Genomic DNA, 12,204 nt, shown 5'->3' on the forward strand with positions numbered 1-12,204 from the left:
AAATGAATTTATAAAACCGTGTGCTTCGAGCAACCGGTTTATCAATGAGCCCCGGCCTGCTAATCGGCCATTGGGCAGCAACAGTTGGAATATCCCTTTTTGCGCGTGATTACTATTCTTAAATGGCTGTTTTTATGGGTGCTGCTGGCCATGCTGCTGGTCCCAGCCATTCAGGGACGCGTCCACTTTTCGAAGGAAGCGGGCCTGGATGGGGCGGTCACGCCCGCGCCGCGCCCGGAATTTTCCTGGGCCGGGCTGCGCGCCGGCACCTACCAGCCGGCCCTGGAGCAGTACCTGGCTGAGCATCTGGGGTTTCGGCCGTACCTCATTCGCTTTCGCAATCAGTTGCTGTACTCGTGGTTTCGGGTAGCGAAGTCGCACGACATCGTGGTGGGGCTGCACCGGGTATTGTTTCAGCCCGCGCCCATCGGCAGCTGCCTGGGCCACGACCGGCTGCCCGCTGCCGAGGTACGCTTCCGGGTGCGGCGGCTGCGCGCGGTGCAGCGGGCGCTGGCGCGACGCGGTGTGGAGCTGCTGTTTGTGCTGGCTCCCAACAAAGCCCGCTACCAGCCCGAAGACCTGCCGGCCCAGCTGCGGCCCGCGCCGGGCACCGTTACCAACTATGACCTGTTTACCCAGGCCCTGCGCGCCGACAGCGTAAACCTGCTGGATATGGTGCCGGTATTTGCCCGCTGGAAAGCCACGAAGCCGTACCCGCTGTTTCCGCGCGACGGTATTCATTGGAGCGGCTACGGGGCCACGCTGGCCGCCGATACGCTGCTGCGCCAGCTGGAGCTGCTGGGCCGGCTGCGCTTCCCCACGGTGCGTACGGTGGCGCCGCCCCGCCTCGTGCGCGAAGCCCAGGGCCTGCGCGGCACCGACAACGACCTCGGCTGGCTGCTCAACCTGATGTACCTGCCAGCCCCTACGCCACTGGCTTACCGGCAGCTGGCCTTCGACCCGCCCCGGCCGGGCCAGACCCGGCCCTCTGCACTGTTCGTGGGCGACAGCTTTGTGTGGGCGCTGATGCTGGTGAGCCCCTACATGCAGCGCGAGTTTGCCGATGACACCCGCTTCTGGTACTACAACAACGCCGTGCACCTGCCCGACAGCACGTACCACGACACCGGCGAGCGGGTGGGCAGCCTCGACCTGCGCCCACAGCTGGAATCCCGAAAGTTTGTAATCGTATTGGTTACGGAGCACAACCTGGTGGAAAACGAGTTTGGTTTTACCGAGCAAGTGTACCGCCTCTACCACCCCCTCACGGCTACCGACCAAGCGGCCATCGACCAGCTGACCCGGAAACTGGCCAGCGCGGCCACCTGGAAAGAGCAAACCGAAGACCCCGAAGGATTCGCCCAGCGCATCCGCCAACGGGCGCAGGACCAGTATGAGCGCCAGCAACTCCGATAGCCGGGCCACTGCGCCCACCCGCACCAAGCGCCGGCTGCTGCGGGCCCTGTTTGTGCTGTGCCTGCTGCCCGCCCTGCAAACGGCGCTTCACATGAAAATATTCCGGCCGCCGGCGGCGGGGTTTGAGGCGGCCCGCCGCCGGCCTGATTTCAGCTGGCAGGCGCTGCGGGCGGGCACCTACCAGGATTCGCTGGAGCAGTACGCCACCCAGAAGCTGGGCTTTCGCTTCTGGCTGTCTCGGCCACGCAACCAGCTGCGCTACAATCTTTTCGACCAGGCATCGACTTCTGAAATAGTGCCGGGCCGACAGCATCAGCTATTCGAGCGGGGCCCCCTGCTGGGCTACCTCAACCGGCAGCGGCAGGTGCCCGAAACCGAAATCCGGGAGCGGGTGCAGGTGCTGCGGGCCGTGCAGGATTCGCTGGCCCGGCGCGGCAAGCTGCTGGTGTTTGCCATTGCCCCGGCCAAGCCCTCGTTCTACGCGGAGCTGCTGCCCGATTCGTGCCAGCCCCTGGGCCCCCCGGCCCGCAACTACCGGCTGTATGCCCACGCCATGCACGCCGCCGGCATCAATCTCCTTGACTTCAGCGCCTTATTCAAGGCCTGGAAGCCGAGCAGCCCTTACCCGCTGTTTCCCCCCGGCGGCACGCACTGGAGCGGCTACGGAATGACGCGCGCCGCCGATACGCTCTTTCGCCTGATGGAGCAGCGCGGCCACTTCCGACTGCCCACAGTGCGCCGCACCGGCCTGGAAATCAGCCGCCAGCCGCGCAGCACCGATGACGACCTTGCCCGCGTGCTCAACCTGGTGGTAGCTCCTGCCGGGCCGTTGGCCTATCCCACACTGGCTTTTGAGGCCCCCCGCCACGGGCAGACGCAGCCCCGGCTGCTGCTGGTCGGCGACAGCTTTGGCTACAGTCTGTTCGAGTTTTATCCTTACCTGCAGCACCTTTTTGCGCCGGCAAGTCATTTCTGGTATTACAACCAGGAAGTGACGTATCCGCAGCCCAGCGGCCCGGCCCCGCGCGTGAGCGACCTGAACCTGCGCGAGCAGCTTGCCGCCCACGACGTGGTGCTGCTGCTATTTACCGAGCACAACCTAGTCGATTTTGACCACGATTTCAGCCGGGCGGCCCTGCCGGTCCTGCAGGCCGGGCAGTAGGTTTCGGCCCGATAGCCCGGACAGCGGCGGTGCTACAAACGCAGGCGGCGGCCCCGTTACCGGAGCCGCCGCTTGTGCTTATGCTGGTGACGCGCTTAAAACGCCGCGTTCTTGGGGTAGCGCGGGAAGGGAATCACGTCGCGGATGTTGCTCATGCCCGTCACGAACAGCACGAGGCGCTCAAAGCCCAGGCCGAAGCCGGCGTGCGGCGCGGTGCCGAAGCGGCGGGTGTCGAGGTACCAGTCGAGGTCGTCGGCGGGCACGTGCATCTCGGCCATGCGGCCCAGCAGCTTCTCGTAGTTCTCCTCGCGCTGCGAGCCGCCGATGATTTCGCCGATGCCGGGAAACAGCACGTCCATGGCGCGCACGGTGCGGCCGTCCTCGTCCAGCTTCATGTAGAAGGCCTTGATTTCCTTCGGGTAGTTGGTCAGGATGACGGGCTTTTTGAAGTGCTTCTCCACCAGATACCGCTCGTGCTCGCTCTGCAGGTCGGTGCCCCAGTCCACGGGGAATTCGAACTTCTGCCTGGCCGATTTCAGGATTTCGACGGCCTCGGTGTAGGTGAGGCGCTGGAAGGCGTTATCGACCACGAAATGCAGACGGGTGAGCAACTCCTTGTCGTACTGGTCGTTGAGGAACTGTAGGTCGTCGGCGCAGTGCTGCAGGGCGTAGCGCACCAGGCTCTGGAGGAAATCCTCGGCTAGGTCCATGTTTTCTTCCAGCTCGTTGAAGGCCACTTCGGGCTCAATCATCCAGAACTCGGCCAGGTGGCGGGCGGTGTTGGAGTTTTCGGCCCGGAAGGTGGGACCGAAGGTGTAGATGCTGCCCAGCGCCATGGCCGCCAGCTCGCCCTCGAGCTGGCCCGACACGGTGAGATTGGTCTGCTTACCGAAGAAGTCCTGGGTGAAATCGACGGAGCCGTCCTCGGTGCGGGGCGGGTGCTCGGGCGGCAGCGTGGTCACGCGGAACATCTGGCCCGCGCCCTCGGCATCGGAGCCGGTGATGATGGGCGTGTGGACGTAATAGAAGCCGTGGCGGTTGAAGTAGTCGTGGATGGCAAACGCCAGCGCGTGCCGGATGCGCAGCACCGCGCCAAACGTGTTGGTGCGCGGGCGCAGGTGGGCGATGTCGCGCAGGTGCTCCAGCGAGGTGGCTTTCTTTTGCAGCGGGTAGGCTTCGGCATCGGCGGTGCCCAGAACCGTTATTTCGGCAGCCTGAATTTCTACCGCCTGGCCCTTGCCCTGCGAAGCCACAAGCTGGCCGCGAATGGCCACGCAGGCCCCGTTGCCCACGCCGTTGAGGCTTTCCTCGGGAAATTTCTCGGCATCGGCCACGGCCTGAATGGTGTGGATGGTGGAGCCATCGTTGACGATGATGAACTGCACATATTTGTTGCCGCGGCGGGAGCGAACCCAGCCTTTCACGAGGACTTCGCGGTCGAGGTCCTGGCTGGCCAGAAGCTCTTTGACGGTGGACCGTTTGAGGGACATGGTGTTGAAATAGCAGATTGTAATTGGGGCAAAGGTAGGCCCTGGCATCAGTAGCACGAAGTTTGCAGGGCGCGGCGCGGCCGCAACACGGCGTCTGTCGTCAACTTTTAACGCCAAACCGTAGTAAAATTGACCTCTGCCGTCGCCTTTCCGTACTTTCGCTACTATGCAACGCCTCGACCTTAAACAGCTCCTCTCCCAAAAGCTTAGCCCGCAGCAGATTCAGTTCATCAAGCTGTTGCAAATTCCGACGGCGGAGCTGGAAACGCGCATCAAGGAAGAGATGGAGGTGAATCCGGCCCTGGAAGAAGACGAGCCCGACGACGCCGAAGAGCTGGACCGCGACGACTCGGACGACTCGGACGATGACGACCCCGATGCCAACCTCGACAACGACGAAAACACGCTGGATGAGGACTTTGACGACCGCAGCAGCACCGACTCTGAAATGGCCGACGACATGCCCGAACCCGACCTCTCGCCCAAAGACGATGGCCCGGCCGACAGCGACACCGCCCCCGACAACACCGACCTTGACCTGAGCGACTACCTCAACGACGACGAAATAGCGGGCTACAAGATGCAGGGCGACGGCCCAGGCGAGGAAGAGGAGCGCGACACCCCGCTGGCCGACACCAGCGGCTCGCTGCTGGATTCGCTGCTCGACCAGCTGCACTTTGCCGACCTCGACGAGCGCCAGGAGGCCATCGGCCAGCAGCTCATCGGCTCGATTGACGGCGACGGCTACATCCGGCGCGACCTCTCGGCCATTGCCAACGACCTAGCCTTTAGCCAGAACCTGGAGGTGACGGTGGCCGAGATTGAAGCCGTGCTGCGCGTGGTGCAGGGCTTCGACCCGCCCGGCATTGCGGCCCGCGACCTGCCCGAGTGCCTGCTGCTGCAGCTGGAGCGCCGCCCGCAGGACGAGAACACCGTGAACGCCGAGCGCATCCTGACCGACACGTTTGAGGAGTTCAGCAAGAAGCACTACCCGCGCATTCAGCAGAAGCTGGACCTGGAAGACGACGAGCTGAAAGAGGCCATCAACGTGATTCTGAAGCTGAACCCCAAGCCGGGCGGCAGCGGCCCCAGCGGCCTGGGCAAGACGCAGTACCTGATGCCGGACTTCATTCTGACGAACGACAACGGCGTGCTCAACCTGACCCTGAACGCCCGCAACGCCCCCGAGCTGCGCGTGAGCCCGGCCTACACCGAGATGTTCCGGACCTACGACAAGGCGGCCAAGAAAGACACCAAGATGAAGGAAGCCGTGACCTTCGTGAAGCAGAAGCTGGACTCGGCCAAGTGGTTTATCGATGCCATCCGGCAGCGGCAGAATACGCTGCTGCGCACTATGAACGCCATTGTGGAGTTGCAGCGCGACTTCTTCATGGAAGGCGACGAGGGCAAGCTGCGGCCGATGATTCTGAAAGACATTGCCCAGCGCATCGGCATGGACATTTCGACGGTGAGCCGCGTGGCCAACTCGAAATCCATCCAGACGGAGTTCGGCATATACCCGCTGAAATACTTCTTTTCCGAGGGCATTGCCACCGACTCGGGCGAGGACGCCAGCAGCCGCGAGGTGAAGAGCATTCTCAAAGACCTCATCGGCAAGGAGAGCAAGGAGCGGCCGCTGAGCGACGACAAACTGGAGAAAATGCTCAACGCCCGGGGCTACAACATTGCCCGGCGCACGGTGGCCAAGTACCGCGAGCAGCTCAACATTCCGGTGGCGCGGCTGCGCAAGGAGCTCTGATTTCTGTTAACAGGCTTCTGCCGTGCGCCCGGAGCGGCTTCTATCTTTGGCTGATTCCCGTTGAGGCGATTGTTCATGATGGGCCGGCAGCAGTGGCGCAGGCCTGTTAAATGCTAATTGATACATGCTAGACGACCTCTCTCCCGCCGAGCTTCGGAAACAGCTGCTGACTGAGCGCGCCCGCCGCGAGGAAGCGGAGGCCGAAATCGAGCGAATGCGCTTCGCGGGCCGCATTCCGATGCTTAACCCCAACCCGGTGCTGCGCATCAGCGCCGAGGGCAAGCTCTTGTTTTCCAACACGGCAGCCACCTCGCTCCGGCAGGAGATGGAATCGACGGGGCCGTCGCGGGTGCGGCCGCAGCTGGTGCAGGCCGCCACCCAGGTGCTGCGCACTGGCGAGGGCCTGCACGGCGAGCTGGTGGCCAACGACCAGCACTTTCTGATGTTTGCCGTGCCGGTGGTGGAAGCCAACTGTGCCCTGCTCTACCTCACCAACGTGACGGCCCAGCGCGCCGCCGAGCAGCAAACCCGCGAGCAGCGGGCTTTCTACGAGGCCATTATGGCGCACCTGCCGGCCGTGGTCACGGTGCTCGCCCCCAATCAGCGCTACCTCTACGTGAGCCCCTACGCCGAGCCCGACCCGGTGGAGCGCCGCGACCGCATCGGCCGCACCTTTGCCGACCACTGCGTGAAGCACGGGCTGCCGCTCTCGCTGGCCAGCCGCCGGCAGCGCCTGTTTGAGCGGGCCGTGCAGGCCCGCGAGATGGTGAACTGGGAAGAGCACTGGCCCGGCCCCACCGGCGAGCCCGAGAAATACTGGCTGTGCTCCTACCAGCCCCTCTTCGGGGCCGACGGGGTGCTGCGCGAGGTGATGTGCTACGGCCTCGACATCACGAACCGGCGGCAGGCCGAGGCCCGCAGCCGCGAGAGCGAAGCCGCCGTGCTGGCCCAGCAAACCTTCACCAACCTGGTGCTCGACCTCAACCCCAACTTCATCTGGGTGCGCGATGCCCGGGGCAACACCGTGTTTGAGAATGCCCAGATGCAGGCCCTGCGGCAGCGCATGCAGGAGCTGGCCGGCACCGAAACCATGGAGGCCTCCATGGCCAAGGAGGAGATTCAGGCGGCGGTGATGGCCGACCAGGTGGTGTTCAATACCGGCCAGCCGCTCACCACCCAGCTGTCGATAAGGCTGGCCAATGGCGAAACCATGTGGCTGCAAACCGTGCGCTGCCCGCTGGTGCTCACCGACGGCACGGCCCAGGTGCTGGGCGTGAGCACCGACATCACGGCCCTGAAGGCGGCCCAGCACGCGGCCGAAGCCGCCGCCACGGCCCGCGAAAACTTCCTGGCCAACATGAGCCACGAAATCCGCACGCCCCTGAACGGGGTGCTGGGCATGACCAGCCTGCTGGCCAAAACCGGCCTCAACGAGCAGCAGCACAACTACGCGGCCATCATTCAGCACTCGGGGCGGCACTTGCTGAACGTGGTGAACGATGTGCTCGACATGGCCAAAATCACCTCCGGCAAGCTGGAGCTGGAGCAGGTGGCCTTCAACCTCTGCGACTCGATGGCCAACGCGGCCCAGCCCCTAGCCCTGCAAGCCCAGGAAAAGGGCATTCGGGTGCTGGGCACGCGCCTGAAAGACTCCTGCCCCCACCCCTGGGTGGTGGGCGACCCCTACCGCCTCAACCAGGTGCTGCTCAACCTGCTTTCCAACGCCATCAAATTCACGCCCGTGGGCGGCACCATCACGGTGGCGGGCCACTTTGTGAGCGAAACCGAGGACACGCTCACCACCGAGTTTCGGGTGACGGACACGGGCATCGGCATTGCGCCCGATAAGCTCGAAAGCATCTTTCAGGAGTTTACCCAGGCCTATGCCGACACCACCCGGCAGTTTGGCGGCACGGGGCTGGGCCTGAGCATCAGCCGGGCCCTGGTGACGCAGATGGGCGGCCGCCTCTCGGTGCAGAGCGAGCCCGGCAAAGGCAGCTCGTTTTCCTTCATCACCACCCTGCCCAAGGCCAGTGCCGAGGCCCGGCAGGCCGTGCTGGCCCCACTGGCGCCGGTGCAGGAGGCGGCCGTGCGCGGCAGCCGCGTGCTGCTGGTAGAAGACAATGCCGTGAACCGCGAAGTGGCCCAGCTGCTGCTCGAAGGCCACGGCGTGCTGGTGGACGAGGCCGCCAGCGGCCTGGAGGCGCTGGAGCTGTTTGAGCAGCGCCGCTACGACGTGATTCTGATGGACATTCAGATGCCGGGCATGAACGGCCTGGAGGCCACGGCCCGCATTCGGGCGCACGCCAACCCGGCCCGGGCCGCCACGCCCATTCTGGCCCTTACCGCCAACGCCTTCCGGGCCGATGCCGAGAAGTACCAGGCCGCCGGCATGAACGACACCCTGCCCAAGCCCTTCGAGGAAAGCGAGCTGCTGAGCAAGCTGGCCTCGCTGATTGCGGGCGTGGAAGGCCCGCTGGTGGACGCGGCTCACCCCGCCCCGGCCCCGCGCAAGCCCCGCAGGCCCAAAGCCGAGCCGGCCGCTCCCGCACCGGCCGCCCCCGCCCGGCCCTACGACCTGGCCCTGCTGCACGAGCCGGCCCACGGCAGCACCGTGTTCATGAACCGCATCCTGACGTCCTTCCATACCAACACGCCCGGCACGGTGGCCGACCTGCGCGCCGCCCGCGCCGCCGCCGACTGGCCCGCCGTGGCCGCGCTGGCCCACAAGCTCAAGCCCTCGCTGCGGCTGGTGGGGGCGGCTGGCCTCACGCCCGTCATCGCCGCGCTGGAAGCGGAAGCTACGCCGGACACGGCGCGACAGGAAGCGACGGAAGCCTTCGTGGCCGGGCTGGAGGAGCTGCTGGCGGAGTTGCCGAAGGAAGTGCCGGCCACGTAGTCAGCGGGAGCATGTTTGTTCTCCGCCCCGCTTCTGGCTGGCGCGCGTCTGCGACGCGCTGCCGACTGGCGACGAGCTTGTGGCTCGGGGGCGTATTCGGTACGGCAGGTCCCGTTGAACAGCCCGCAAGCCCGAGCCACAGGCTCGGTACCAACCGGCAGCGCGTCGCAGACGCGCGCCAGCCGGGGGCTTTATTCATGAAGAAGTGTGGTGCCTACCGCCGCGCATCGGTGCAACAGGCATGGGAAGTGTGGTGGCATGGCTTACACACGCCTGCGGGCCACCCCACCACAGTGGCGAAGGGTACCGCACCGACGTGCGAGCCCTATAACCAGTGTGGCGAAGGGCATCGCAACGTCTTGCGACGGCCTTCGCCACACTGGTGTACCCCATCGCAACGCGTTGAGATGGTTTTTCCGGTCAGGCTATAGGGAGCCGCCGGCCGGGGCGTCTTTGTTGGGCTTGGGGCGTTGCAGCAGGCCGTAGTTGAAGTACAGCTCGGCTTGCTCGGGCTTTTCCCAATAGGCGGCCAGGGCCGTGCAGTGCACCTGCCACAGCAGGCGGCAGGCGGCGGCCCACTGCCCGCCCAGCGCGCCAATGGTTTCCCTGGTGGCTTTCAGGCCGGCGTCTTTGGCGGCGGTGGCGGCGGTGAGCTCGGTGAGGAAGGCGGCGGCCTGCTTGCCGGGGTCGGCCCCGAGGTCGGCCTGGTGGGCGGTAAGGGCTTTGGCAAAGGCTTCGAAGCGCACCGGGAAGTCAGTGTTGTTGGCTTCGGTGAGGTGCATGAGGCCCTGGGGCAGCAGCTCCTTCAGCTTGTCGGGCTGCTGGCGGTAGGCGGGCACCAGCTTCACGGCGTTGGTGTCCTGCACGAAGGCGCGCATGGCGCGCAGCACCTCCTTGCGCGTGCGGGTGAGGGTTTGGCCGGTGCCGTCCTGGCCTTCGCGGGCCACCACGTTGCCGGCCAGGGCATCGGCGGCGGTGTGCAGGCCGGCGCTCAGGGCCTGCACGGCGGCCGTGGGGCTGGCGGCGGTGGCCGTCACGGTGTAGTTGAGAAACGCCAGGAAGGTGGCCCGGCTGCACCGGATGTTCTCGAAATGGTTGACGTAAAGGTCGTGGCAGGGAGCTGCCATCGGGTTGAAATGGTTGGGGTTAGGTTGTGAGGCGGGAAGATAGCACCGTAGCGCGAACTTTGTGGTCCGCGTTACTGCGCCGTTTGGAAATACTAGAAATAAGGCAGCGGCGCGGACTACAAAGTCCGCGCTACGTGCTACCGCCGGCCCACCCGCCACTCCGCCGCCAGCTCAAAGTAGGGCAGCACCCGGCGCGTGTCGCGGTCCAGGTCCAGGGCCGTGTAGCTGCTGCCGGAGTAGGTGCCCTTGCCCCGCGTGTAGGTCGAGTACGTGCGCATCCACTGCAGCCAGATGCTGGCCGTGAGGTTGAAGCTGCCCGCGCCCGAGTGGCGCTCCACGGCCAGCTCCGGCCCCTGCTGCCGGGTGATGTTGTGCAGGTAGATGAGCGAGGTGGCCGGCCCGGTGGGGTTGTCGAGCACCAGCGCGGCGCGGCCGTAGTTGCGCTGCTCCAGCAGACGGTAGCCCAGGCGCAGGCTGGTGCTGCCTTTGGGGCCCACCCAGCTTTGCCGCCCGCCAATGGAGAGGTCGTGCGTCACGCTGGTATCGAGCGGGCTTTCGCGGAACTGCGTCCAGTTGAGCTGGCCCACCCGGTTTTCGCGGCGCACGTAGTCGGCCAGCAGCAGCAGGCGGGGCCGCAGCTGGTAGGTGATGCTTTGGGTTTGCTCCAGCACGCGGCTGGCGCGGTTGCGGGCCTGCTCGGCGGCCAGGTCGCGCACCTGGTAGCTCACCCACAGGTGGTACTGCGAGCGGATGCTCCACTTGCCCGGGGCCCAGGTGAAGCCCGGCTCCCAGTGCAGCAGGTGGTCGCCGTAGTTCTCGGCACTCTGGCTGGCCCGGATGAAGATGGTCTGGCGGTACTCGCCCGCCACGCCCAGCGTGGTGCGGAAGGCCCCCGCCCAACGCCCCGTCCAGGTGAGGCGCAGCAGGTGCTGGGCCTCGTCGCGGATTTGCTGGTTGTCCTTGCTCGGGGCATCCACGCGCAGCAGCTGGGCCGTGCCCCCCAGCGCCACCGAGTGGCGCGGCGAGGGCAGCCAGGTCATATTCCCCTGCCACAGAATGGTCTGCTCGGTGATGTCCTTCACCTGCTCGCGGGCCAGGGCCACGGCCAGGCGCGGCGCGCTCAGGTAGCGGGAGTTGTCGAGGTAATACGCCCGTGTGCGCTCGTGGTAGCTGAAGCTGAGAGAGGTTTGCAGCTTGGGTTGGGCAAAGCGCAGCTCCTGGCGGGTATCGAGCTCGCGCTGGCGGTAGCCCACGTCCTGCAGGGTATCGGCCCGCTCGCCCAGCCGCCGGTAGCGAAAAGCCCGGTTGGGCACCAGCAGGCTGTTATCGGAGCGCAGCGTGGTAAACTCGTTCAGCTTATAAGAAGCCCCCGCCTGCACCGCAATGGTATCGGACTGAATGCGCTGCACCGAGCCCAGCAGGTAGTCCTCGGCGCGGTTGGTGCGGTAGCCCAGGCGGCCCTGCACCGTGAGCGGCGCCCCTTCCAGAAAGGCCTGCTCCCCCACCGCCTCGGCCACCAGCCGCTGCATGATGCGCGGCCCCAGGTTGGCGCGGGTGCCCAGCACGCGCACGGCCAGCGGCGCGGCCCCCGGCCCGTTGGCAAAGTAGATGGCCGCCGCATCGAAGCCGTAGGCCGCGCCGGCATCGGAGCGGCCGTTGCGGGTGTCGGTGGCCAGGCCGCCCAGCAGCGTCAGGCGCATCTGCGACAGCGTATCGGTGGCGTGGCCGGGGCGCAGGCGGGCCTGGTAGCCCAGCCGGCCCAGCCACAGGCCGGTGCGGGTGGCGTTGGCGCGGCTTTGGTCGTAGTGCAGCTGCTGGCCCACCTGCCAGTGCTGGGCCGCGTCGAGGGTGTAGATGTGGGCGAGGTCGGCCCCGTAGTCTTCGCGCACGAAGGGCGGCTCGCCGCGCGAGTCGTAAATCATGTCGGTGCCCACCCGGTAGCGCACCTGCTGCTGGCCAAATTGCAGGTAGCCCCGCGCCCCACTCGTTTGCACGAAGGTGCTCACGCCCACCCGCCGGGCCCGCGCCACCAGCAGCAGCGAGGTGTCGGCCCCCGCCGGCCGCAGCCCCCGAAACACCGGCCCGAACGCCGTGGCCCCCACCAGCACCTGCGCCCGCCCGGCCAGCGGCAGCAGGCCCAGCAGCAGCAGCAGCCCGGCCACGCGCCGGCTGCCCGCCGCGCCGTGCGCTACGGTTGCCTTACCCGCCGAGAACCATTGGTTTACCACGTCCGTTCGGCCTTCGACTGACCGCATCGGCGGGCCGTAGCGGAAAGGTAACAGCTAGGTTCCAGAGGTTCATAAAATAGTTTTTTACTAAGTTAGCTGCCGCAAAATATCACTCTCCCAGCC

7 protein-coding genes are annotated in these 12,204 nt (G+C 66.0%); 4 read left to right on the forward strand and 3 right to left on the reverse strand.

All coding sequences use genetic code 11. From position 1 onward, the window contains the following. Positions 1–105 precede the first annotated feature (105 nt). Positions 106–1,416: an alginate O-acetyltransferase AlgX-related protein gene (locus ACYVHT_RS14170; RefSeq protein WP_460552896.1), complete on the forward strand. Its 1,311-nt coding sequence runs from the start codon at positions 106–108 to the stop codon at positions 1,414–1,416. After that, entirely contained in the window at positions 1,394–2,578 is a 1,185-nt protein-coding gene (locus tag ACYVHT_RS14175; RefSeq protein ID WP_460552899.1) for an alginate O-acetyltransferase AlgX-related protein, read from the forward strand. The genes ACYVHT_RS14170 and ACYVHT_RS14175 overlap by 23 nt, the downstream gene beginning before the upstream one ends. Positions 2,579–2,673: 95 nt before the next feature. On the opposite strand, the gene asnS is transcribed toward ACYVHT_RS14175, so the two are convergent. Then, complete coding sequence (gene asnS / locus ACYVHT_RS14180) at positions 2,674–4,068, reverse strand: asparagine--tRNA ligase (protein WP_460552902.1); 1,395 nt, start codon at positions 4,066–4,068, stop codon at positions 2,674–2,676. Positions 4,069–4,234: 166 nt separating this feature from the next. On the opposite strand from asnS, the gene rpoN reads away from it, so the two are divergent. Further along, complete coding sequence (gene rpoN, locus ACYVHT_RS14185) at positions 4,235–5,827, forward strand: RNA polymerase factor sigma-54 (RefSeq protein WP_460552905.1); 1,593 nt, start codon at positions 4,235–4,237, stop codon at positions 5,825–5,827. 124 nt (positions 5,828–5,951) lie between these two features. After that, a complete protein-coding gene (locus tag ACYVHT_RS14190; protein WP_460552908.1) occupies positions 5,952–8,726 on the forward strand; it encodes an ATP-binding protein in 2,775 nt (924 codons plus the stop codon). A gap of 425 nt (positions 8,727–9,151) precedes the next feature. Here ACYVHT_RS14190 and ACYVHT_RS14195 read toward each other — a convergent pair whose 3' ends face one another. Further along, a complete protein-coding gene (locus ACYVHT_RS14195) occupies positions 9,152–9,853 on the reverse strand; it encodes a hypothetical protein (RefSeq protein WP_460552911.1) in 702 nt (233 codons plus the stop codon). 137 nt (positions 9,854–9,990) lie between these two features. Continuing rightward, entirely contained in the window at positions 9,991–12,108 is a 2,118-nt protein-coding gene (locus ACYVHT_RS14200) for a TonB-dependent receptor (protein ID WP_460552914.1), read from the reverse strand. Positions 12,109–12,204 lie beyond the last annotated feature (96 nt).

The sequence above is a fragment of the Hymenobacter daeguensis genome (assembly GCF_054780555.1).

Excerpts from the sequence above, each read along its gene's own strand:
- ACYVHT_RS14175 (WP_460552899.1), top strand. The coding sequence starts at position 1,394 with ATGAGCGCCAGCAACTCCGATAGCCGGGCCACTGCGCCCACCCGCACC.
- asnS (WP_460552902.1), bottom strand. The coding sequence starts at position 4,068 with ATGTCCCTCAAACGGTCCACCGTCAAAGAGCTTCTGGCCAGCCAGGAC.
- rpoN (WP_460552905.1), top strand. The coding sequence starts at position 4,235 with ATGCAACGCCTCGACCTTAAACAGCTCCTCTCCCAAAAGCTTAGCCCG.
- ACYVHT_RS14190 (WP_460552908.1), top strand. The coding sequence starts at position 5,952 with ATGCTAGACGACCTCTCTCCCGCCGAGCTTCGGAAACAGCTGCTGACT.
- ACYVHT_RS14195 (WP_460552911.1), bottom strand. The coding sequence starts at position 9,853 with ATGGCAGCTCCCTGCCACGACCTTTACGTCAACCATTTCGAGAACATC.
- ACYVHT_RS14200 (WP_460552914.1), bottom strand. The coding sequence starts at position 12,108 with ATGCGGTCAGTCGAAGGCCGAACGGACGTGGTAAACCAATGGTTCTCG.